Consider the following 21,807-nt stretch of genomic DNA (forward strand, 5'->3'; position numbering starts at 1 on the left):
CCCCTTCGCAGGGGCCCGCCCCGAGCGCGCGAGGGGTGGGGGGCGAAGGGGTCCTTCTAGACCCGGAAACCCAGGGCGCGCAGCTGCTCGCGGCCGTCGTCGGTGATCTTGTCCGGGCCCCACGGCGGCATCCAGACCCAGTTGATCCGGATGTCGTCGACCAGGCCGGGGCCGGGGCCACCGGTGAGCGCCTGGCGCGCCTGGTCCTCGATGACGTCGGTCAGCGGGCAGGCCGCGCTGGTCAGCGTCATGTCGATGATCGCGACGCTGGAGTCACCGTTGCTGTCGTCGACGTCGAGCCCGTAGACGAGGCCGAGGTCGACGACGTTGACGCCGAGCTCGGGGTCGACGACGTCACGCATCGCCTCCTCGAGGTCCTCGAGCAGCGCCGACTTGTAGGCCGGCAGGTCGCCGGGCGCTCCGTCGGTCGCGGGTGTGGCGTTCTCGGTGGTCTCGCTCATGCCTGGCCTCCAGCCGGGGTCGTGGTCGCGGACATCGCCCGCGCCGAGGCGTCCTTCAGGGCCATCCAGCTCATCAGCGCGCACTTGATCCGCGCCGGGTACTTGGAGACGCCGGCGAACGCGACGGCGTCCTCCAGCTCGTCCTCGAGCTTCTCGGCGACGGCCGGGTCGCCCTTGGCCTGCATCAGGGTCATGAAGTGCTCGCCGGTCTCCAGCGCCTCGGTCACGCGCTTGCCGACGACCAGGTCGTACATGGCCGAGACCGATGCCTGGCTGATCGAGCAGCCCATGCCCTCGTAGGACACGTCGGCGACCGTGTCGCCGTCGAGCCGCACGCGCAGGGTCACCTCGTCACCGCAGGTCGGGTTGACGTGGTGGACTTCGGCGTCGAACGGGTCGCGCAGACCGCGCCCGTGCGGGTTCTTGTAGTGGTCCAGGATGATCTCCTGGTACATCGACTCCAGCTGCATCAGCTCGCTGCTCCCTCGCTGTCTCCAGAGGGTGCAACACCGAAGAAGCGCTGTGCTTCCCGGATGCCGTCGGCGAGTGCGTCGATGTCGTCGTAGCCGGTGTGCACGTAGAACGTCGCGCGGGTGGTGGCCGGCACGCCGTAGCGCCGCACCACCGGCCAGGCGCAGTGGTGCCCCACCCGAACGGCGATGCCGAGGTCGTCGAGCACCTGGCCGACGTCGTGCGGGTGGACGCCCTCGACGGTGAAGGAAATCGCCCCGCCGCGGGCGACGGTGTCGGGCGGGCCGACCACCGTGACGCCGGGGATCTCGGCCAGCCTGGCCAGCGCGTAGCCGGTGAGCGCCTTCTCGTGCTCCTCGACCTTGTCCATCCCGAGCGCCTGCAGGTAGTCGACGGCGGCGCCGAGCCCGACCACCTGCGCGGTCATCGGCACGCCGGCCTCGAAGCGCTGCGGCGGCGGCATGAAGGTGCTGCCCTCCATCCGCACGACCTCGATCATCGAGCCACCGGTGAGGAAGGGGGGGAGCTTGTCGAGCACCTCGTAGCGGCCCCAGAGGACGCCGACGCCGGTGGGCCCGAGCATCTTGTGACCGGAGAACACCAGGAAGTCCGCGCCCAGCGTCTGCACGTCGACCGGCTGGTGCGGCACCGACTGGGCCCCGTCGACCAGCACCAGGGCGCCGACCTCGTGGGCCCGGGCGACGATCCCCTCGAGCGGGTTGATCGTGCCGAGGATGTTCGACTGCTGGGTGACGGCGATCAGCTTGGTGCGCTCGTTGACCACCGTGCCGAGGTCCGAGAGGTCCAGCCGGCCGTCGTCGGTGAGGCCCAGCCAGCGCAGGGTCGCCCCGGTGCGCTCGCACAGCTGCTGCCACGGGATCAGGTCGGCGTGGTGCTCCATCTCGGTGACCACGATCTCGTCGCCCTGGCCCACCGCGTAGGTGCGGAACTCCGGCTCCTTCGCCGTCGCGGCGTTGGAGAGCGCGTAGGCCACCAGGTTGATCGCCTCGGTGGTGTTCCGGGTGAAGACGATCTCGTTCTCGGGGGCCCCGATGAAGGCGCCGATCTTCGCCCGGGCCTCCTCGTACGCCGCGGTCGCCTCCTCGGCGAGCTGGTGGGCCCCCCGGTGCGGCGCGGCGTTGACGTTCTCGTAGAACCAGCGCTCGGCGTCGAGCACCTGGCGCGGCTTCTGCGAGGTCGCCCCGGAGTCGAGGTAGACCAGCCGCTTCCCGTCCCGGACGGTGCGCGTCAGGATCGGGAAGTCCGCCCGGATCGCCTCGACGTCCAGCGGAAGAGGCGCCTGCTGCGCCCCTCCGGGACGCGAGACGAGCTGGGTCATGCGGATGCGACCTCCGGGGTGCCCTTGACGTAGGACGCGTAGCCCTCGTCCTCGAGCTTGGCGGCGAGCTCCGGGCCACCCTCGTCGACGACCTTGCCGGCGACGAAGACGTGCACGAAGTCGGGCTTGATGTACTTCAGGATGCGCGTGTAGTGCGTGATGAGCAGGACGCCGACGTCGCTGTCCTCGCGGCTGCGGTTGACGCCCTCGGAGACGACGCGCAGCGCGTCGACGTCGAGCCCGGAGTCGGTCTCGTCGAGGATCGCGATGGCGGGCTTGAGCAGCCGCATCTGCAGGATCTCGTGGCGCTTCTTCTCACCGCCGGAGAAGCCCTCGTTGACGTTGCGCTCGGCGAACGCCGGGTCCATCTCCAGGCCGGACATCTCGGTCTTGACGTCCTTGACCCAGGTGCGCAGCTTCGGCGCCTCGCCCTTGATGGCGGTGGCGGCGGTGCGCAGGAAGTTCGACACCGAGACGCCGGGGACCTCGACCGGGTACTGCATGGCGAGGAACAGGCCGGCGCGGGCGCGCTCGTCCACGCTCATCTCGAGGACGTCCTCGCCGTCGAGGGTGACGGTGCCCCCGGTGATCGTGTACTTGGGGTGGCCGGCGATCGAGTAGGCCAGGGTCGACTTGCCCGACCCGTTGGGGCCCATGATGGCGTGGGTCTCGCCCGAGCGGACGGTCAGGTCGACGCCGCGGAGGATCTCCTTGGCGTCGTCACCCTCGCCCACGCTGACGTGCAGGTCGCGGATCTCCAGAACGGACACTTCTCTTCTCGCTCCTTCATTCACCGGCCGCGAGCGGGAGGCGGCCGTCGGCTTCGGTGTCGACGAGCACGTCCTCCCCCTCGACGCGGACGGGGTAGACGTCGACCGGCTCGGTGGCCGGCAGGTTGGTGGGTTCACCGGTGCGCAGGTCGAAGCACGACCCGTGCAGGAAGCACTCGATGGTGGGGGCGCCGTCGAAGGTCTCGACGTCCCCGTCGGTCAGGGGGACGTCGGCGTGCGAGCACCGGTCCTCCAGGGCGTAGAGCTGCCCCTCGAACCGGACGACGGCGACGTCGACGTCCGCGAGCTCGACCCGCAGGGAGCCGTTCTCGGGGACGTCGGCCAGCGCGCAGACCCGTTCGAACGCCATGGTCAGGCCACCTCGACCGGCTGCTCGTCGAGGCCGGGCAGGGCGCCGAGGCGCTCGTCGATCGACGCCATCAGCCGGTCCTGCAGGGCGTCGACGCCGATGCGCTGGACGACGTCGGCGAAGAAGCCGCGCACGACCAGGCGGCGGGCCGTCTCGGCCTCGATGCCGCGCGAGCACAGGTAGAACAGCTGCTCGTCGTCGAAGCGGCCGGTGGCGCTGGCATGGCCGGCGCCGACGATCTCGCCGGTCTCGATCTCCAGGTTCGGCACCGAGTCGGCGCGGGCGCCGTCGGTGAGCACGAGGTTCCGGTTGAGCTCGTAGGTCTCCGTGCCGGTGGCCGCGGGGCGGATGCGGACGTCGCCGATCCAGACCGTACGGGCGCCCTCGCCCTGCAGTGCGCCCTTGTAGAGCACGTTGCTGGTGCAGTTCGGGACGGCGTGATCGACCCAGAGGCGGTGCTCCTGGTGCTGGGTCTCGTCGGAGAAGTAGACGCCGAACAGCTCCGCGCTACCGCCGGGGCCGGCGTACTGCACGTTGCTGACCAGGCGGACGAGGTCACCGCCCAGGGTGACCACGACCTGCGTGAAGGTGGCGTCGCGACCGACGACGGCGTCGTACTGGGCGCCGTGCACCGCGCCGGGAGCCCAGTCCTGCACGGAGACGAGCCGCACCTGCGCGCTGTCACCGACGAGGACGGAGACGCCGCCCGCGTACTTCGCGAGGCCGCTGTGGTCGAGCACGATCGTCGCCGTGGCGAAGGCGCCCACCTCGATCACGAGGTGACCCCACACGACGTCCTCCGAGCCGGTGCCGGCGAGCCCCAGCGTGACCGGCCGGTCCAGCTGCGCCTCCTTGGCCACCCGCACGACGGCGGCGCCGCCACTGCGCTGCCGGGCGAGCGCGGCGAGCCGGTCCACCGGCTCGGGCAGGCCCTTGAGCAGCGGGTCGTCGGCCTCGACGCTGGTCAGCTCCACGCCCTCGGGCAGGTCGGTGGTCCAGGTCAGGTGCGCGTCGGACGGGGCGCCGTCCAGCAGCGGGCGGATCCGCTTCATGGGGGTGAAGCGCCAGGTCTCCTCGCGGCCCGTGGGCACGCCGAAGGCGTCCGGGTCGGTGGAGGTGAACCGCTCGGCCGGTGAGCCGGTCGGGGCGGGCCCACCGTGCGAGTGCGCGCCCGGGCCCGCCTCCCCCGCGCTGCCGGTGTCGGCGGCCGGGGTGGTGGGCGGCCCGGCCTGGGCCCCCACGCCCGGAGCGAACAGCTCCGAGGCGAGGGTGCTCGGCTGGGTGGTGAGGTCGGTCGTGCCGGTGTTGGAGTCGGTCATCAGCCGACAGCACCTTCCATCTGCAGTTCGATGAGCCGGTTGAGCTCGAGGGCGTACTCCATGGGCAGTTCGCGGGCGATCGGCTCGACGAAGCCGCGCACCACCATCGCCATGGCCTCGTCCTCGGAGAGGCCGCGGCTCATCAGGTAGAAGAGCTGGTCCTCGCTGACCCGGGAGACGGTCGCCTCGTGCCCCATGGAGACGTCGTCCTCGCGGACATCGACGTAGGGGTAGGTGTCCGACCGGCTGATCGTGTCGACCAGCAGTGCGTCGCACTTGACCGTCGACTTGGAGCCGTAGGCGCCCTCGTCGACCTGGACCAGGCCGCGGTAGGAGGTGCGGCCACCGCCACGGGCCACCGACTTCGACACGATGGTCGAGGAGGTGTGCGGCGCGGCGTGCACCATCTTGGCGCCCGCGTCCTGGTGCTGGCCCTCGCCGGCGAAGGCGATCGAGAGCACCTCGCCCTTGGCGTGCTCGCCGGTCATCCAGACGGCCGGGTACTTCATGGTCACCTTGGAGCCGAGGTTGCCGTCGACCCATTCCATGGTCGCGCCCTCGTGGGCCACGGCCCGCTTGGTGACCAGGTTGTAGACGTTGTTCGACCAGTTCTGGATGGTCGTGTACCGGCAGCGCGCGTTCTTCTTGACGATGATCTCGACCACCGCGGAGTGCAGCGAGTCCGACTTGTAGATCGGTGCGGTGCAGCCCTCGACGTAGTGCACGTAGGCGCCCTCGTCGACGATGATCAGCGTCCGCTCGAACTGGCCCATGTTCTCGGTGTTGATCCGGAAGTAGGCCTGCAGCGGGATCTCGACGTGCACGCCCTTCGGCACGTAGATGAACGAGCCGCCGGACCAGACCGCGGTGTTCAGCGCGGCGAACTTGTTGTCGCCGGAGGGGATCACCGAGCCGAAGTACTCCTGGAAGATCTCCGGGTGCTCCTTGAGCGCCGAGTCGGTGTCCAGGAAGAGCACGCCCTGGTCCTCCAGCTCCTTCTGGATCTGGTGGTAGACGACCTCGGACTCGTACTGCGCGGCGACGCCGGACACGAGGCGCTGCTTCTCCGCCTCGGGGATGCCGAGCTTGTCGTAGGTGTTCTTGATGTCGTCGGGCAGGTCCTCCCACGAGGCCGCCTGGGCCTCGGTGGAGCGCACGAAGTACTTGATGTTCTGGAAGTCGATCCCGGAGAGGTCCGACCCCCAGTCCGGCATCGGCTTGCGGCCGAAGAGCTTGAGGGCCTTGAGGCGGCGCTCGAGCATCCACTCGGGCTCGCTCTTGCGGGCGGAGATGTCGCGGACGACGTCCTCGTCGATGCCCCGGCGCGCGGACGCACCGGCGACGTCGGCGTCGGCCCAGCCGTACTCGTAGCGGCCGAGCTGCTCGATCTGCTCGTCCTGCGTCAGCTGCGTGGCCGTCGCCGGCTGCTGGGTGCTGGTCATGCGGGCGTCCTCTCCCGGTCGTTCGTGGGGGTGAAGCTGGTGGACGGTGCGGTGCGCGCGCGACGCGCGGCTGCACGCTCACCTGGTACAGGGCGTTCGGGGGCCGTTCTGTTCCCCGGACGCTGGGACCCCGGCCGTATCGGCCCGGGGATGTGGGTGGTGCAGACCCCGTCGCCGTGGGCGATCGTGGCCAGCCGCTGGACGTGCGTGCCGACCAGCCGGCCGATCACCGCCGTCTCGGCCTCGCAGAGCTGCGGGAACTCCGCCGCGACGTGCGCCACCGGGCAGTGGTGCTGGCAGAGCTGCCCACCTCCGGACAGCGCCGAGGCGGTGGCAGCGTAGCCCTCGGCCGTCAGGGCGGCGGCGAGCGCCTGGGCCCGGTCCACCGGCTCACCGGGGCGGGCGCTGACCGCCTGCTCGACCGCGCTCCAGGCGCGTGCCTCCAGCCCGGCGAGCTGCTGCTCGGCGACCGCACGGACGGCGTCGGGACCACCCACATCCGCCACGTACCGCAGCGCGGTCAGCGCCAGGTCGTCGTAGGCGTGCGGGAAGGCCGAGCGGCCGGCGTCGGTGAGGTGGAAGCGGCGGGCCGGCCGCCCCCGGCCGCGGTGGGCGTCGCGCACCTGGCGCTCCTCGATCCGGCCGGTGGCGACCAGGGCGTCGAGGTGCCGGCGCACGGCCGCCGGTGAGACGCCGAGCCGGCCGGCGAGCTCGGTCGCCGTCTGCGGCCCGTGCTCGAGCAGCAGCCCGCTCACGCGGTCACGGGTGCGCCCGTCGTCGGCGGTCGCCGACGGCCGGGGGTGCGCCGCGATGGATTCCACAACACGAGTGTGTCCTATTTCAGGAGGCCTGCAAGCAAGGTCCACCTAAGAAGCGGCCCCTCCGGGACGGTTCGTGAGCAGCCTCACGCCCCCCGGCCCGCCCGCAGAGGCGCGACTCGGGGCGGGCGAGCGGCGGGGGGCGGTGGCCGCGCTGCAGGGCGCCGCGGCGAGCTCGCGAGGCGCGGGGGGCAGCGGGGTCCTTCAACTAGCATCGGGGCGTGCCGGTCCTGCCCGCCTCCTTCTCGCCCACGACCATCTCGCGGGTCGCCTTCGCGAACGTCGTGGCCAACGGCGGGATCGTCCTCACGGGCGGCGTCGTCCGCCTCACCGGATCGGGGCTCGGCTGCCCGACCTGGCCGCGCTGCACCGACGACAGCTTCGTCACCACGCCCGAGATGGGCATCCACGGGGTGGTCGAGTTCGGCAACCGCCTGCTCACCTTCGTCCTGTCGGTGCTGGCCGTGGCCCTCGTCGTCGTGGTGTTCCGGTCGGCCCGCCGCGACCTGCGCGCCCTGGCCGTGGCCGCGTTCCTGGGCATCCCGGCGCAGGGCGTCGTCGGCGGCATCACCGTGCTGACCGGGCTGAACCCGTGGACGGTCGCCGGGCACTTCCTCGTCTCCATGGGGCTGGTCGCGCTCACCACGGTGCTCTGGCTGCGGTCCCGCGAGCCGGGGGTCGGGCAGCCGCTGGTCGGGCGCCCGTTCCGGCTGCTCGTCGGCGCCGTCGCCGCGGCCACCGCGCTGGTCCTGGTCATGGGCACGGTGGTCACCGGCAGCGGTCCGCACAGCGGCGACGCCGAGGCGGGTCGCACCGGGCTCGACGCAGAGCTGGTCAGCCACCTGCACGCCGACGCCGTCTTCCTGCTCATCGGGCTCACCGTCGCGTTGCTCGTCGCGCTGCACACGACCGACTCCCCCGGCCGGGTCCGGCGCGCCGCCCGTGACCTGCTGGTGGTCCAGCTCGCGCAGGGCGTGATCGGCTACGTCCAGTACTTCACCGACCTGCCGATCGTGCTGGTGCTGCTGCACATGCTGGGCGCGGTGCTGATCACCGCCTACACGGCCCGGCTGGTGTGGTCCGTGCGCGGCCCGGCCTCGGAGGCCCCGCTGACGGCCCCCCTCGAGCCGGCGGTCGCCACCCGCTGAACCGGCTGAGTGCGCCGATGAGCAGTTCTCGCGCCCGAGGCTGCTCGTCCGCGCACACCGCCGCGGTCAGTCGTGCCACACCAGAAGCACGGCGAGCGAGCCGTCGGCGGACTCACAGCGGCGTCCGGTGACGGTCTCGGCGGCGCTCCGCGCATCGGCCCACGCCGGCCACGCGTCCTCCTCGTCGTGCCACACGAGCCTGCCCCCCGCGAGGTAGGTGACCACGGGCCACCCCGCCTGGATCAGGCCCTCGATCTCGACCGCCTCGATGCGGCCGCCACGGGCCGAGTACGTGCGGCCGTCCGCCCCCACGAACTGGCCCATCCGCACGTTCGCGAGGTCCCGGCGCACGATCCGCACGGTAGTGCTCGGCGGCAGCCGGCTGCGCCGCCCTCCAGGGGCCCCGTCCGGGGGCTCGTCCCGAGCCTGCGAGGGGTGAGGAGGACGGGGTCCTTCCTCAGACGAAGACGTCGACGATGATCGCGACCGACAGCAGCGCCATGTAGGAGATCGAGATGTGGAACAGCTGCATCGGTCGGGTCTCCACCCCTCGCTGGATGCGGGAGAGCAGCCGGTGCGCCTCGACCACGAACCAGGCGCCGAGGGCGGCGGCGGTCAGCGTGTAGATCCAGCCGATGCCGTACTCGGCACCGAGCGGGGCGAGCAGCAGCGAGACCGCCACGGTCAGCCAGGTCCAGACGACGGTCTGCCGGCCGACGGAGAGCTCCGAGGCGACGACGGGGAGCATCGGGACGTCGGCGCGCGCGTAGTCCTCGCGGAACCGCATGGCCAGCGCCCAGAAGTGCGGCAGCTGCCAGCAGAAGACGACGCCGAAGAAGATCCAGGCCGGCCAGTCCAGGGAACCGGTGACGGCGGCCCAGCCGATGAGCACCGGCGCGGCCCCGGGCACCCCGCCGAACAGCGTGCTGTGCCGCGTGCGCCGCTTGAGCACCGCGGTGTAGATGACCGCGTAGTAGAAGATCGCCCCCGCGGCGAGGGCCGCGGCCAGCGGGGTGGTGGTGAGGGCCAGCAGGACGATCGCCAGCACCGACAGGACGACGCCGAAGACGAAGGCGTTGCGCGGGCTCACCTCGCCGGTCACCAGGGCCCGGCGCTCGGTCCGGCGCATCAGCCGGTCGATGTCGCGGTCGTACCAGCAGTTGAAGACGTTGGCCGCACCGGCGGCGAGCGTGCCGCCGACCATCGTCGCGGCCAGCAGGCCCCACGACGGCCACCCACCCGCCGCCAGGATCATCGCCGGCAGCGTCGTGATCAGCAGCAGCTCGATGATGCGGGGCTTGGTCAACCCCACGTACGCGCCCAGCCGGGCGCGCAGGCGGGTGGAGCGGCGGGCAGCGGAGGCGGGAGGGCGCTCGGACAGCGCCGTCACCGGGTGCCCTCGTGCGCGGTCGCGCGCGGGCAGCAGGGCACCACGGGATCCCTTCGAACCTGGAGGCGTAACTCCCCCACTGTAGCCCCGGCCGGTTCACGGGCCGCCGCGCGGCACGACCTCGGATGACTAGGGTTGATCACGTTGCTGCCGCCGGTGCAGCGGGTAGGGGCGACGCGACGACGTCGTCACGCCCCCTGACCCACCGGCCCGGGGGGACGCCCCTGGGCGACCCACCGGCGGCCGGCCGCTCGCCCGGGCACGACGTCAGGCCTACCTCGAGGGAGAACCGACCAGATGGACACGCGCAGCACCGGACCGGAAGCCCCCGCCGAGGCCGCGACCGACGCGCCCACCGGCAGCCCGTCGCAGCCGCAGCCGACCCTCCCCCAGGACTTCGGGGATCTCGACCGCCGCGTCATCGACACCGCGCGCGTGCTGGCGATGGACGCCGTCCAGAAGGTCGGTAACGGCCACCCGGGCACCGCCATGAGCATGGCCCCGACGGCCTACCTGCTCTTCCACAAGTGGCTGCGGCACGACCCCACCGACCCGAACTGGGTCGCCCGCGACCGGTTCGTCCTCTCCATGGGGCACTCCAGCCTGACGCTGTACGTGCAGCTGTTCCTCTCCGGCTACGGCCTGGAAATCGACGACCTCAAGGCGCTGCGCACCTGGGGCTCGAAGACCCCCGGCCACCCCGAGGTCAACCACACCCCGGGCGTCGAGACCACGACCGGCCCGCTGGGCCAGGGTGTCGGCAACGCGGTCGGCATGGCGATGGCCGCCCGCCGGGAGCGCGGGATGCTCGACCCGGACGCCCCCGAGGGCGAGAGCCTCTTCGACCACTCCATCTGGTGCTTCGCCTCCGACGGCGACATGGAGGAGGGCGTCAGTGGCGAGGCGTCGTCGCTGGCCGGCACGCAGCGGCTGGGCAACCTGACCCTCGTCTACGACGACAACAAGATCTCCATCGAGGACGACACGACCGTCGCCTTCACCGAGGACGTCGGCAAGCGCTACGAGGCCTACGGCTGGCACGTGCAGCACGTCGACGACGGTGAGGACCTCGCCGCCGTCGACGCCGCCTTCGCCGCGGCCAAGGCCGAGACCGGTCGCCCCTCCCTCATCGTGCTGCGGACGGTCATCGCCTGGCCGGCCCCCACCAAGCAGAACACCGGCGCCTCGCACGGCTCGGCGCTCGGCGACGACGAGGTGCGCGCGACCAAGGAGATCCTCGGCTTCGACCCCGAGCGGACCTTCCAGGTCGACGACGACGTCCTCGCCCACGCCCGGTCCGTCGTGGAGAAGGGCCGCGCGGCCCGCGCCGAGTGGGACGAGCGGTTCACCGCGTGGGAGAAGGCCAACCCCGAGGGCGCCGCCCTGCTGGCCCGGATGCGCGAGCGCCGGCTGCCCGAGGGCTGGGCCGAGGACCTGCCCGCCTTCCCCGCCGACGAGAAGGGCGTGGCCACCCGCAAGGCGTCGGGGAAGGTGCTGGCCGCGCTCTACCCACGGCTGCCCGAGCTCTGGGGCGGCTCCGCCGACCTCGCCGAGAGCAACAACACCGCGGTGGAGGGCGAGCCGTCGTTCCTGCCCGCCGACCGGCAGACCAAGATGTGGTCCGGCGGTCCCTTCGGCCGCACGATCCACTTCGGCGTCCGCGAGCACGCCATGGGCGCGATCATGAACGGCATCGCCCTGCACGGCGGCACCCGCGTGTACGGCGGCACGTTCCTCACCTTCTCCGACTACATGCGCGGCGCGGTCCGGCTGGCCGCGCTCATGCAACTGCCGGTCACCTACGTCTGGACCCACGACTCGATCGGCCTCGGCGAGGACGGCCCCACCCACCAGCCGATCGAGCACTTCGCCGCGCTGCGCGCCATCCCCGGCCTCGACGTCGTCCGCCCCGCGGACGCCAACGAGGTCACCGCCGCCTGGCGGACGATCCTGGAGAACAACGACCGGCCGGCCGGGCTGCTGCTGTCCCGGCAGAACCTGCCGGTGTTCGACCGCGAGCGGTTCGGCTCGGCCGACGGCGTCGCCCGCGGCGCCTACGTGCTGGCCGAGGCCTCGACCGGCAGCCCCGACGTGATCCTGCTCGGCACCGGGTCCGAGGTGCAGATCGCCATGGCCGCCCGCGACCGCCTGGAGGCCGACGGCGTCCCGACCCGGGTCGTCTCCGTGCCGTGCGTCGAGTGGTTCGCCGACCAGGACCAGGCCTACAAGGACGAGGTGCTCCCCCCGACGGTCCGCGCCCGGGTGAGCGTCGAGGCGGGCGTGCCGATGGGCTGGCGCGAGTTCGTCGGCGACGCCGGCCGGATCGTCGGGCTCACCCACTACGGCGCCAGCGCCGCGTACACCGTCCTGTACGAGCAGTTCGGCCTGACCGACGAGGCCGTGGTCGCCGCCGCCCGCGAGAGCCTCGAGGCCGCCCGCTCCGGCGCCACCGTCCCGGCCGGTCCGGTCGCCGCCACGGGCGGGCTCCCCCAGGCCACCGGCGACCGCTGAGAAAGGACCTCGCTGCCCCCCACCACCCACAGGCTCGCGGCGGGTCCCTGCAGCGAGGCCGCTCCAGTCCCTTCCTGAAAGGCACCTGACATGGCACAGAACCAGAACCTGGCCGAGCTGTCGTCCGCGGGGGTCGCCGTCTGGCTCGACGACCTCTCGCGTGACCGCATCCGCAGCGGCAACCTGCAGTCGCTGGTCGACGAGCACAGCGTCGTGGGCGTCACCACGAACCCGACCATCTTCGCGGCGGCGATCAGCGGGTCGGACTCCTACGACGACCAGCTGCACGCGCTCGCCGTCCGCGAGGTCAGCGTCGAGGAGGCGCTGCGGACGATCACCGCCGCCGACGTCCGGGACGCCTGCGACCTGCTCCGCCCGATCGCCGACCGGCAGCCGGGCGACGGCCGGGTCTCCCTCGAGGTGGCCCCCGGCCTGGCGCACGACACCGACGCCACCGCCGCCGAGGCCGCCCACCTGTGGTGGCTGGTCGACCGGCCCAACCTCTACATCAAGATCCCGGCGACCGAGGCCGGCCTGCCCGCGATCACCGAGACGATCGCCAACGGCATCAGCGTCAACGTCACGCTCATCTTCAGCCTGGAGCGCTACCGCGCCGTGATGGACGCCTACCTCGCGGGCCTGGAGAAGCGGGTGGCCGAGGGCGGATCGCTCGAGGGCATCGCGTCGGTGGCGTCGTTCTTCGTGTCCCGGGTGGACAGCGAGATCGACAAGCGCCTCGACGCGGCCGGCGCCGACGCCTCGCTCAAGGGCAAGGCCGGCATCGCCAACGCGCAGCTGGCCTACCAGGCCTACGAGGAGGTGTTCTCCTCCGACCGCTGGCGGGCCCTCGAGGCGCAGGGCGCGGCTCGGCAGCGGCCGCTGTGGGCCTCGACCGGAGTCAAGAACCCCGACTACTCCGACACCATGTACATCAGCGAGCTCATCGCGCCGGGCACGGTCAACACCATGCCGGAGAAGACGATGATGGCCTACGCGGACCACGGCGCCCCCGGGACGCCCGTGCAGAAGGCCTACGACGACGCGGCGGGGGTCATGCAGGCGGTGCGCGACGCCGGCGTGGACCTCGACGACGTCTTCCGCGTGCTCGAGGACGAGGGCGTGCAGAAGTTCGTCGACTCCTGGGACGAGCTCACCGACTCGGTACGAAGCGAGCTCGAGGACAAGAAGTGACCCTGGCGGTCAGCTGCACGGGGTTGGAGATCCCCGGCGCTCTCCGCCGGCAACTGGACGAGGACGACGTCGCCGCCCGGCTGGTCCGCAAGGACCCGACGCTGTGGGGCCCCGACGCGGAGAGCGAGGCCGCGGTCCGGCTCGGCTGGATCGACCTGCCGGCCACCTCCCGGTCGCTGCTCACCGCGCTGGCCGAGCTGCGCACCCAGCTGGTCGCCGAGGGGCTGGACCGCATCGTGCTCTGCGGCATGGGTGGCTCGTCGCTGGCCCCGGAGGTGATCTGCCGGACGGCGGGCGTGCCGCTGGTCGTCCTGGACTCCACCGATCCCGGTCAGGTGGCCGCCGCCATGACCGAACTGGAGCGCACCGTCGTGGTGGTCAGCTCCAAGTCCGGCGGAACGCTGGAGACCGACAGCCAGCGGCGGGCGTTCGCAGCCGCGTTCGCCCGTGCCGGCCTGGACGAGAGCCAGATCGGCGCGCGGTTCGTCGTCGTCACCGATCCCGGGTCCCCCCTGGCGGAGGCGGCCGCCGCCATGGGGGCCCGCGCGGTATTCCTCGCCGACCCCACCGTCGGTGGCCGGTACAGCGCGCTCTCCGCCTTCGGACTGGTGCCCGCCGCCCTCGCCGGTGCCGACGTCGCCGCGCTGATCGACGACGCGGCGCAGCTGGCCCAGCAGCTCGCCGCCCCGCGCAACCCGGCCATGGAACTGGGGATCGTGCTGGCCGCGGCGTTCGGCGCCGGGCGCGACAAGCTGGCCCTCGCCGACGCCGGCGTCCCCCCGATCGAGGGCTTCGGCGACTGGGCCGAGCAGCTCATCGCCGAGTCGACGGGCAAGGAGGGCCGCGGGATCCTCCCCGTCGTCCTCGAGCGGTCGGAGGCGTCCGCCAGCTCGGCCCCCGACGTCCTGCTGGGCCTGGTGGGAGCCGACGCCCCCGGCCCGGGGCCGGCGCTCGGCGTCACCGGGCCGCTCGGCGCGCAATTCCTCGGCTGGGAGTACGCGACCGCGGTCGCCGGCCGGGTGCTGGGGATCAACCCCTTCGACCAGCCGAACGTGACCGAGAGCAAGGAGAACACCTCCGTGCTCCTCGCCGCCGGGCTGCCCGACGAGCAGCCGGCGGCGACGATCGGCGCGGTGGAGATCCGCGGGACCGCCTCGGTCCTCGACGGGGTCGACCTCTCCTCGCTCGACGGTCTCTCGCTGACCCTCGACGCGCTGCTGGCCGCCGTCCAGCCCCGCGGGTACCTCGCCGTCATGGCATACCTCGACCGGCACCGGGACGCGCGCGCCGCCGAGGTGCGCAGGTCGCTGGCGAGCCGGACCGAGCAGGTGGTGACCTTCGGGTGGGGCCCCCGCTTCCTGCACTCGACCGGCCAGTACCACAAGGGCGGTCCTCCGGTCGGCGTCTTCCTGCAGCTCACCGGGGCACTCGGCGAGGACCTCCCGGTGCCGGACCGCCCGTACACCTTCGGCATGCTGCAGGCGGCGCAGGCAGCCGGCGACCGCAAGGCGCTCGCCGATCGTGGCTGCCCGCTGCTCCACCTGCACCTCACCGACCGCGAGGCCGGCATCGACCAGCTGCTCACCGCGCTGGGCTGCTGATCTGGGGCACCGACCAGCGAGCCGCCCCTCGATCCGCGCCCGACCCACTCCGCCGCCCGGTCCGACACGCCGGACGACGGGTCCCCCCGACCACGAGGACGGACGATGATCCCCAACCCGCTGCGCGACCCGCGGGACCGCCGGCTGCCCCGCGTGCCCGAACCCTGCGCCCTGGTCGTCTTCGGCATCACCGGCGACCTCGCGCGCAAGAAGCTGCTCCCCGCCGTCTACGACCTGGCCAACCGCGGCCTGCTGCCCACGAACTTCGCCCTGCTCGGCTTCGCCCGCCGCGACTGGGGCGACACCGAGTTCGCCGAGCTGGCCCGGGAAGCGGCCCGGCGCAACGCCCGCACGCCCTGGCGCGAGGAGGTCTGGGAGCGCCTGGCCGGCACGGTCCGCTTCGTCCAGGGCAGCTTCGACGACGACAACGCCTTCGACGAGCTGGCCGAGCACCTTGACGAGCTGGAGGGCAGCCACGGCATCGGTGGCAACGCGGCGTTCTACCTGTCGATCCCGCCCGCGATGTTCCCCATCGTGCTGAAGCAGATGCAGCGCACCGGCATGGCCGAGAGCACGTCCGAGCGCTGGCGCCGGGTCGTGGTCGAGAAGCCGTTCGGGACCGACCTGGGGTCCAGCCGGGAGCTCAACGCGCTGGTGGACTCGGTCTTCACGGCGGACGACGTCTTCCGCATCGACCACTACCTGGGCAAGGAGACCGTCCAGAACCTGATGGCGCTGCGGTTCGCCAACAGCCTCTTCGAGCCCGTGTGGAACGGCCACCACGTCGACTCGGTGCAGATCACCATGGCGGAGGACGTGGGGATCGGCGGACGGGCCGGGTTCTACGAGAAGACCGGTGCGGCGCGGGACGTGCTGCAGAACCACCTGCTGCAGCTGCTGGCGCTGACCGCGATGGAGGAGCCGGTCGAGTTCTCCGCCGAGGAGATCCGCACCGAGAAGCTCAAGGTGCTGCGGGCGATCTCGCTGCCCGAGGACCTGCGCACGTTCGCGGTCCGCGGGCAGTACCAGCAGGGGTGGCTGGCCGGCCAGCGCGCCCGGGCCTACCGGCAGGAGGACGGCGTCGACCCCGGATCGACCACCGAGACCTACGCGGCGGTGCGGCTGGGCGTGGAGACCCGGCGCTGGGCCGGGGTGCCGTTCTACCTGCGCACCGGCAAGCGGCTCCCGCGCCGGGTCACCGAGATCGCGTTGGTGTTCAAGCGGGCACCGCACCTGCCGTTCGCCGAGACCGACACCGAGGAACTGGGCAACAACCAGCTGGTCGTGCGGGTGCAGCCCGACGAAGGGGTCACCCTCAAGTTCGGCTCTAAGGTCCCCGGGAGCGTGATGGAGGTCCGGGACGTGTCCATGGACTTCCTGTACGGCGAGCAGTTCACCGAGAGCAGCCCCGAGGCCTACGAGCGGCTGCTCCTCGACGTCCTGCTCGGCGACGCCACCCTCTTCCCCCGCAACGCGGAGGTGGAGGCGTCCTGGGCGGTCATCGACCCGTTGCAGGAGTTCTGGCAGGGCAGCGACCCCTATCCCTACCGGGCGGGCGAGTGGGGCCCGCGGGCCGCCGACGAGATGCTCGCGGCCGAGGGCCGCCGCTGGCGGCGACCGTGACCGGCCCGCGCACCGACAGCCCGCACCCGACGCGAGCGGAGGAGACCCCGTGACGACCCTCTGGGACACCACCGGATCCGCGGTGGTGAAGGAACTGGCCGCCCAGCGGCGCACCGGCGGTGCGGTCCTGTCCGGCGTCGCGCTGACGCTGGTCGTCGTCGCCGACGAGAGCCGGGTGACCGAGGCGGAGGAGGCGGCGACGCACGCCGCCGAGCTGCACCCCTGCCGGCTGCTCATCGTGGTGCGCCGGCAGATCGACGCCCCCGGCCCGCGACTGGACGCCGAGGTCCTCATCGGCGGCCGCCTGGGCCCTGGCGAGGCGGTGGTGATGCGCATGTACGGGCGGCTCGCACTGCACGCCGAGTCGGTCGTGCTCCCGCTGCTGGCGGCCGACGCCCCGGTGGTCACCTGGTGGCACGAAGCACCGCCGGAGCGGATCGCCACCGACGCCCTCGGGGTCTTCGCCGACCGCCGGATCACCGACACCTCGCTCGCCGAGGACCCCTTGGCGGCCCTCCGGGTCCGGGCGGAGGACTACGCCCCCGGTGACTCCGACCTGGCGTGGACCCGGAGCACCGCCTGGCGCGCGGCGCTCGCCTCGACGCTGGACTCCGTGTCCGGCCGGCGCGGCGGGGCGGTGCACCTGCAGGGCGGCACGATCGAGGGCGACCCGCACAACGCCACCACCCGGTTGCTGGCGGGGTGGCTCTCCTCCCGTGGCGGCTGCCCGATCGACGTCACCACCGCCGAGCGCCGCACCGGACCGAGCGGCGTCGAGGCCATCACCCTGCAGCTCGACCAGGACGAGGAGGTGCGGATCCGCGCCGACCACCGCGGCGGCGCGGTGATCACCCAGCCCTACCGGCCCGACTCGAGCGTGGCCCTCCCCGATCGGCCGCTCGGAGACCTGCTCAGCGAGGAGCTGCACCGGCTGGATCCCGACGAGCCCTACAGCGATGCGCTGGAGGCGGCGACCGGCCTCACGGGGCTGTCGGACCGTGCACCGGTCCGGAAGCACGTGTGGTTCGACCCCGCTGCCCCGGACGGGTCCCCCGTCCGGGAAGGCGCCACGGAAGGAGGAACCGGATGAGCCTGTCCCCTGGGGACCGGGTGTCCGCCGAGCTGGCGGACGGCGACCGGCCCGTGCCCGCCGTCGTGATCGAGCCGGACGCCGACCGGCTGGCCCGCGCGGTCGCCGAGGCGCTCGTCGCCCGGCTCGCCGCCGCCCAGGCCGTGCACGGCACGGCGTCGGTCGTGCTGACCGGCGGCGGCATCGGCATCGCCGTGCTGGAACGGGTCGCCGGACTCGCGGCGGAGCCGGTGCGGGAGGTCGTGGACTGGACCGCCGTCGACGTGTGGTGGGGCGACGAGCGCTTCGTCCCCGCCGACGACGACGAGCGCAACGAGAAGCAGGCCCGCGCGGCGCTGCTGGACCGCGTCCCCGTCCCCGCGGAACGGGTGCACGCGATGCCGGCGTCCGACTCCGGGTGTGGATCGCCCGAGGAGGCCGCCGCGGCCTACCTGACGGAGCTGCGGGGCCACGCCGGGGAGGGCCGGGACCTGCCGCGCTTCGACGTGCTGCTGCTCGGCATGGGGCCCGAAGGTCACACGGCGTCGATCTTCCCGGACTCCCCCGCGGCCCGGGACGCCCGGCCGGTGCTCGCCGTGCACGACTGCCCCAAGCCGCCGCCCACGCGCGTCAGCCTCGGCTTTCCGGCGATCAACAGCGCCGAGGAGGTCTGGCTGCTCGTCGCGGGCGAGGGCAAGGCCGAGGCCGTGGCGGCGGCGCTGAACGGCGCCGACCCGGTCGACCTCCCCGCGGCAGGGGTCCACGGCACCCGGGCGACGCGCTGGCTGCTCGACGCCGATGCCGCCTCACGCCTGCCCCGGCCCGCCGGCTGAGTCAGCCCCCGCGACGCACGCGGAGCCGGTGCAACGCCTCCTCGAGCAGGGCGTCGCCGTCGGCGTCGCTGCGCCGTTCCCGCACGTACGCCAGGTGCGTCTTGTAGGGCTCGATCCGGGGCGCCGGCGGCGGGGCGGTGCGGTCCTGCCCGGCCGGCAGCCCGCAGCGCGGACAGTCCCACAGCTCGGGTACCTCGGCCTCGCTCGCGAGCACCACGCGGGTCTCGTGCCCGTTGGCGCACCAGAAGGGGATCCGGCGCCGGGGCGCGGACTCGCCGCGTTCCACCTCGCCGACCGGACCCGCCCCGACCCGGGTGCCCCGGATCGCATTCCCACCAGCCACGTGTGCCCCCTGATCGTCGGTCCGGGTTGCGGCGACGCCGACCACCGCGGGGGAAGTCTAGGGCTTGACGGGGCGCTTCCCGGTCACGATTGCGTGCCGGTTGTGATTCAGCGCACGAGGCGTGCGGTCAGGGGTTGACCTTGATCAGGATGCCCAGTGCCACGATGCAGACGGTCCAGATGAGGGCGGTGAGCACGGTCAGCCGGTTGAGGTTCTTCTCCACCACCGACGACCCGGACAGCGAGGAGGACACCGAGCCCCCGAACATCGAGGAGAGCCCGCCCCCCTTGCCGCGGTGCAGCAGGATCAGCACCACCAGCAGCAGGCTGCTGAGGACCAGCAGCACGTTGAGGAACAGCTCCATTGACCTCTCCGGAAGTATCGGCGACCGGCGACGGACGCCAGTTCTCGGTTCGAGCGTAGCCGACGGGGCCGGGTGGTCCGGTCAGCCCTGCCGGCGCCGACCCGCGGCTGTCATCGGACGCCTGCAGTGGCGACGTCGTAGCCGTCGTACGGCCGCATGACCAGGCCGTTGCGCAGCCGCTGCCCCGCCAGGAGCTGGATGCGCGTCTCGACCAGCGGGACGTAGGCGGCTCGAGCCAGCGCCGCCTCGGCCACCTCCGCCCACGCCACCTCCCCCGCCTTCGCCCGGTCGACCAGGGCGTTGACCTCCGGGTCGTCCAGCCGGGCGTGATTGGGATTGCCCACCCGGGCGATGCTGCGCCCGTCGACGAGGGGGACGAGGAAGGACCCGGCCGTCGGGAAGTCCGCGGTCCGGGTGGCCAGCACGAGCCCGTACCCGCTGCGGGCCACGTTGTCCGGGTTGCCGACGTCGGTCGCGTAGAAGGTCGCCGGGTCCAGCGGGCGGACCTCGACGTCGATCCCGATCTCGCCCAGCTGGCCGGCGATCTCCTCGGCGACGTCGACGCTGCTGCGCACGTCGGGCACGGCGAGGACGGTGGCGAACCCGTCGGGCTGGCCGCACTCGGCCAGGGCGGCCCGGGCGGCATCCAGGTCCGGGCCGTCGTCGCCCCCTCCCGGCCCGTCCGGCAGCGCCCGGGGCCACAGCTGGTTGCTGCGCACCGCGTCGACGGCACCGCCGAGTGCGGACTGGACGGCACGCCGGTCGATGGCCGCGGCGACGGCGGCCCGGCAGGCGGCGTCGTCCATCGGCGCGACGTCGGTGGGCAGCGCGAGCAGACGCACGGCGCCGGTGGTGACGTCGTCGACCCGGTCCAGCAGCTGCTCGCCGTCGTCCCCGGCGAGGCGGGCCGTCGTCGCAGGCATCACCCCGGTGCCCGAGATGTCGATGTCGGCGGAGCCGGCGAGCAGCGCCTGGTCCCGCGCCAGCCCCGAGAGGTCCGTGCGCACCACCACGTTGTCGGGCAGGGCCGTCCGCACCTGGTCGGTGGCCGGGTCCCACTCCGGGTTCCGCTCCAGCAGGATGCCCGTCTGCGGGTCGACCGAGGAGATGGCGTACGGCCCGGAGGACACCGGGTCGTCGCCGTACGCACCGCGGGTGTCGGCCTCCGCCGGTACCGGGCTGGCCGACGGCAGCGCCAGCACGTACGGCAGGTCAGGTTGCGGGGCGCGCAGCTGGAAGACGATCGTGCGGTCGTCGGGCGTCTCGATCGAGGTCAGGTCGGGGTCGTCCTCGTCGGTGGAGTACGGCCCCGGGTAGGGGTTGGCGGGGTCGTCCAGCAGGCCCACGAGGTAGGTGGGGCCCCCGACGATCACGTCGGAGGCGAACGAACGCTGGATGCCGTACTTCACGTCGGCGCTGGTGATGGGCCGGCCGTTCTCGAAGCGGACGCCGTCCTTGAGGGTGAAGGTCCAGCGCAACCCGTCCTCGGACACGGTGCCCAGGTCGGTGGCCAGGTCCGGGACGAGTTCGCCGGTCTCCCCCGGCGCGCTGGCGAACGTGACGAGGGTGCGGGAGTACAGCCGCATGAGGTTCCACACCCCCGGCAGGTAGGAGCGCTGCGGGTCCAGGCTGTCGATGGACGGGGCGACCACCCGGAGCGTGCCGCCGCGCTCGTCCGACGGCGACCGGACACCCTCGATGCCGGCGTCGGGTCCGTCGGCGAGCACCGGCACGTCGGCCCGGCCGCCCGCGCCACCCAGGCAGCTGACCGCGAGGACGGCGACCAGCAGGATCACCGCCGCGGCCGCGAGCAGGCGCCGCGGGGACCAGTCCCGGGCCCACGGCGGGAGCCGGTCGGTCACCCGCTCCAGCGTCGAAGGCTCCACCTGCTGCCCGTCCCCTTCCGTCTGCGGCCGGGGACGGGCAGCAGGGTTCAGCTACCGCCGGCGATCCGGCAGATCTGCGCGAACTCGTCGGCGTCCAGGCTGGCCCCACCGACGAGTGCGCCGTCGATGTCCGCCCCGGCCAGGATCCCGGCCGTGTTGGCGGCCTTCACCGACCCGCCGTAGAGGATACGGACGCCGGCGCCGGTCTCGGTGCCGAAGCGCTCGGCGAGCCGCGCCCGCAGGGCACCGCACACCTCCTGCGCGTCCTCCGGGGTGGCCACCTCGCCGGTGCCGATGGCCCACACCGGCTCGTAGGCGACCACGAGCCCGCCCACCTGCTCGGCGGTCAGGCCCTCGAGCGCGGCGTCCAGCTGCCGGGTGCAGTGCGCGACGTGGTCGCCGGCCTGTCGGACGTCGAGCCCCTCCCCCACGCACACGATCGGCACGAGCCCGTGGCGCACCGCCGCCTGCACCTTGGCGGCCACCACGGCGTCGTCCTCCACGTGCAGCGCCCGCCGCTCGGAGTGCCCCACGGTCACGTACGTGCAGGCGAGCGCAGCGAGCATGCCCCCGCTGACCTCACCGGTGTAGGCGCCGGCGTCGTGGGCGGAGAGGTCCTGGGCTCCGTAGCCGATCGCCAGCTTGTCGCCGGCCACCAGCGTCTGCACGCTGCGCAGGGCCGTGAAGGGCGGGAGGACGACGACCTCGGTGGCGTCGAGCTCCTTCTCCTTGAGGGAGAACACGACCTTCTGGACGAGCCCGATGGCCTCCAGGTGGGTCATGTGCATCTTCCAGTTGCCGGCGATGAGCGGTCGGCGGCCCTCGCGGGGCTGGGTGCGGCGGTCGTTGCGGGCCATC

Annotated in this window: 21 protein-coding genes; 7 read left to right on the top strand and 14 right to left on the bottom strand. The window is 72.9% G+C overall.

Annotated elements, in window-relative coordinates; all coding sequences use genetic code 11:
* Positions 1-56 precede the first annotated feature (56 nt).
* Genes ACI799_RS08260 through ACI799_RS08295 form a run of 8 tightly spaced genes read right to left on the bottom strand, consistent with a single transcriptional unit; the run spans position 57 to position 6,993 of the window.
* Positions 57-461: a metal-sulfur cluster assembly factor gene (locus tag ACI799_RS08260; RefSeq protein WP_269193641.1), complete on the bottom strand. Its 405-nt coding sequence runs from the start codon at positions 459-461 to the stop codon at positions 57-59.
* Entirely contained in the window at positions 458-931 is a 474-nt protein-coding gene (gene sufU, locus ACI799_RS08265; protein WP_456590346.1) for a Fe-S cluster assembly sulfur transfer protein SufU, read from the bottom strand. Before sufU ends, ACI799_RS08260 begins: the two co-directional genes overlap by 4 nt.
* Positions 931-2,271, bottom strand: a complete 1,341-nt coding sequence (locus ACI799_RS08270) for a cysteine desulfurase (protein ID WP_456612863.1) — start codon at positions 2,269-2,271, stop codon at positions 931-933. Before ACI799_RS08270 ends, sufU begins: the two co-directional genes overlap by 1 nt.
* Positions 2,268-3,041 (bottom strand): Fe-S cluster assembly ATPase SufC, encoded by a 774-nt coding sequence (gene sufC, locus ACI799_RS08275; RefSeq protein ID WP_456590344.1) that lies wholly within the window; start codon positions 3,039-3,041, stop codon positions 2,268-2,270. Before sufC ends, ACI799_RS08270 begins: the two co-directional genes overlap by 4 nt.
* Positions 3,042-3,057: 16 nt before the next feature.
* A complete protein-coding gene (locus ACI799_RS08280) occupies positions 3,058-3,411 on the bottom strand; it encodes a Rieske (2Fe-2S) protein (RefSeq protein WP_456590343.1) in 354 nt (117 codons plus the stop codon).
* A gap of 2 nt (positions 3,412-3,413) precedes the next feature.
* The gene (gene sufD / locus ACI799_RS08285; protein ID WP_456598832.1) at positions 3,414-4,730 is read right to left on the bottom strand and encodes a Fe-S cluster assembly protein SufD; all 1,317 of its coding nucleotides are present in this window, start codon (positions 4,728-4,730) and stop codon (positions 3,414-3,416) included.
* Positions 4,730-6,172: a Fe-S cluster assembly protein SufB gene (gene sufB / locus ACI799_RS08290; RefSeq protein ID WP_456590341.1), complete on the bottom strand. Its 1,443-nt coding sequence runs from the start codon at positions 6,170-6,172 to the stop codon at positions 4,730-4,732. Before sufB ends, sufD begins: the two co-directional genes overlap by 1 nt.
* Entirely contained in the window at positions 6,169-6,993 is an 825-nt protein-coding gene (locus ACI799_RS08295; RefSeq protein WP_456590340.1) for a helix-turn-helix transcriptional regulator, read from the bottom strand. The genes sufB and ACI799_RS08295 overlap by 4 nt, the downstream gene beginning before the upstream one ends.
* Before the next feature lie 218 nt (positions 6,994-7,211).
* Here ACI799_RS08295 and ACI799_RS08300 point away from each other — a divergent pair, with 218 nt between their 5' ends.
* Entirely contained in the window at positions 7,212-8,138 is a 927-nt protein-coding gene (locus tag ACI799_RS08300; protein ID WP_456590339.1) for a COX15/CtaA family protein, read from the top strand.
* 66 nt (positions 8,139-8,204) lie between these two features.
* On the opposite strand, the gene ACI799_RS08305 is transcribed toward ACI799_RS08300, so the two are convergent.
* A complete protein-coding gene (locus ACI799_RS08305) occupies positions 8,205-8,489 on the bottom strand; it encodes a hypothetical protein (RefSeq protein WP_456612864.1) in 285 nt (94 codons plus the stop codon).
* Between the two features lie 106 nt (positions 8,490-8,595).
* A complete protein-coding gene (locus ACI799_RS08310) occupies positions 8,596-9,528 on the bottom strand; it encodes a heme o synthase (RefSeq protein ID WP_456590337.1) in 933 nt (310 codons plus the stop codon).
* Between the two features lie 297 nt (positions 9,529-9,825).
* Here ACI799_RS08310 and tkt point away from each other — a divergent pair, with 297 nt between their 5' ends.
* The 6 genes from tkt to pgl all read left to right on the top strand — a co-directional run bounded on the left by tkt (position 9,826) and on the right by pgl (position 18,356).
* Positions 9,826-12,039, top strand: coding sequence for a transketolase (gene tkt / locus ACI799_RS08315; RefSeq protein WP_456590336.1), 2,214 nt, complete (start codon positions 9,826-9,828; stop codon positions 12,037-12,039).
* 90 nt (positions 12,040-12,129) lie between these two features.
* Positions 12,130-13,230 (top strand): transaldolase, encoded by a 1,101-nt coding sequence (gene tal / locus ACI799_RS08320; protein ID WP_456590335.1) that lies wholly within the window; start codon positions 12,130-12,132, stop codon positions 13,228-13,230.
* Positions 13,227-14,831, top strand: a complete 1,605-nt coding sequence (locus ACI799_RS08325) for a glucose-6-phosphate isomerase (protein WP_456612865.1) — start codon at positions 13,227-13,229, stop codon at positions 14,829-14,831. Before tal ends, ACI799_RS08325 begins: the two co-directional genes overlap by 4 nt.
* Before the next feature lie 105 nt (positions 14,832-14,936).
* Positions 14,937-16,454 carry a glucose-6-phosphate dehydrogenase gene (gene zwf / locus ACI799_RS08330; RefSeq protein ID WP_456598835.1) on the top strand — a complete coding sequence of 506 codons (1,518 nt, stop codon included), beginning with the start codon at positions 14,937-14,939 and terminating at the stop codon, positions 16,452-16,454.
* Positions 16,455-16,503: 49 nt separating this feature from the next.
* Positions 16,504-17,544, top strand: coding sequence for a glucose-6-phosphate dehydrogenase assembly protein OpcA (locus ACI799_RS08335; protein WP_456590332.1), 1,041 nt, complete (start codon positions 16,504-16,506; stop codon positions 17,542-17,544).
* Positions 17,541-18,356, top strand: a complete 816-nt coding sequence (gene pgl / locus ACI799_RS08340; protein ID WP_456596482.1) for a 6-phosphogluconolactonase — start codon at positions 17,541-17,543, stop codon at positions 18,354-18,356. Before ACI799_RS08335 ends, pgl begins: the two co-directional genes overlap by 4 nt.
* A 1-nt stretch (position 18,357) precedes the next feature.
* Here pgl and ACI799_RS08345 read toward each other — a convergent pair whose 3' ends face one another.
* From ACI799_RS08345 to tpiA, 4 genes are all read right to left on the bottom strand, one after another.
* Complete coding sequence (locus ACI799_RS08345; protein ID WP_456598837.1) at positions 18,358-18,744, bottom strand: RNA polymerase-binding protein RbpA; 387 nt, start codon at positions 18,742-18,744, stop codon at positions 18,358-18,360.
* Positions 18,745-18,826: 82 nt separating this feature from the next.
* Positions 18,827-19,063 carry a preprotein translocase subunit SecG gene (gene secG, locus ACI799_RS08350; RefSeq protein ID WP_456590329.1) on the bottom strand — a complete coding sequence of 79 codons (237 nt, stop codon included), beginning with the start codon at positions 19,061-19,063 and terminating at the stop codon, positions 18,827-18,829.
* Between the two features lie 110 nt (positions 19,064-19,173).
* Positions 19,174-20,925 (bottom strand): ABC transporter substrate-binding protein, encoded by a 1,752-nt coding sequence (locus tag ACI799_RS08355; protein ID WP_456612866.1) that lies wholly within the window; start codon positions 20,923-20,925, stop codon positions 19,174-19,176.
* A 71-nt stretch (positions 20,926-20,996) separates the two neighbouring features.
* Entirely contained in the window at positions 20,997-21,806 is an 810-nt protein-coding gene (gene tpiA / locus ACI799_RS08360; RefSeq protein ID WP_456612867.1) for a triose-phosphate isomerase, read from the bottom strand.
* Position 21,807: the final 1 nt, after the last annotated feature.

It is taken from the genome of Blastococcus sp. SYSU DS0753 (assembly GCF_054051175.1).

What these genes read in the sequence shown, in the direction of transcription:
- ACI799_RS08260 (WP_269193641.1), bottom strand. Translation starts at nt 461, where the DNA reads ATGAGCGAGACCACCGAGAACGCCACACCCGCGACCGACGGAGCGCCC.
- sufU (WP_456590346.1), bottom strand. Translation starts at nt 931, where the DNA reads ATGCAGCTGGAGTCGATGTACCAGGAGATCATCCTGGACCACTACAAG.
- ACI799_RS08270 (WP_456612863.1), bottom strand. Translation starts at nt 2,271, where the DNA reads ATGACCCAGCTCGTCTCGCGTCCCGGAGGGGCGCAGCAGGCGCCTCTT.
- ACI799_RS08280 (WP_456590343.1), bottom strand. Translation starts at nt 3,411, where the DNA reads ATGGCGTTCGAACGGGTCTGCGCGCTGGCCGACGTCCCCGAGAACGGC.
- sufD (WP_456598832.1), bottom strand. Translation starts at nt 4,730, where the DNA reads ATGACCGACTCCAACACCGGCACGACCGACCTCACCACCCAGCCGAGC.
- sufB (WP_456590341.1), bottom strand. Translation starts at nt 6,172, where the DNA reads ATGACCAGCACCCAGCAGCCGGCGACGGCCACGCAGCTGACGCAGGAC.
- tkt (WP_456590336.1), top strand. Translation starts at nt 9,826, where the DNA reads ATGGACACGCGCAGCACCGGACCGGAAGCCCCCGCCGAGGCCGCGACC.
- tal (WP_456590335.1), top strand. Translation starts at nt 12,130, where the DNA reads ATGGCACAGAACCAGAACCTGGCCGAGCTGTCGTCCGCGGGGGTCGCC.
- zwf (WP_456598835.1), top strand. Translation starts at nt 14,937, where the DNA reads ATGATCCCCAACCCGCTGCGCGACCCGCGGGACCGCCGGCTGCCCCGC.
- pgl (WP_456596482.1), top strand. Translation starts at nt 17,541, where the DNA reads ATGAGCCTGTCCCCTGGGGACCGGGTGTCCGCCGAGCTGGCGGACGGC.
- secG (WP_456590329.1), bottom strand. Translation starts at nt 19,063, where the DNA reads ATGGAGCTGTTCCTCAACGTGCTGCTGGTCCTCAGCAGCCTGCTGCTG.
- tpiA (WP_456612867.1), bottom strand. Translation starts at nt 21,806, where the DNA reads ATGGCCCGCAACGACCGCCGCACCCAGCCCCGCGAGGGCCGCCGACCG.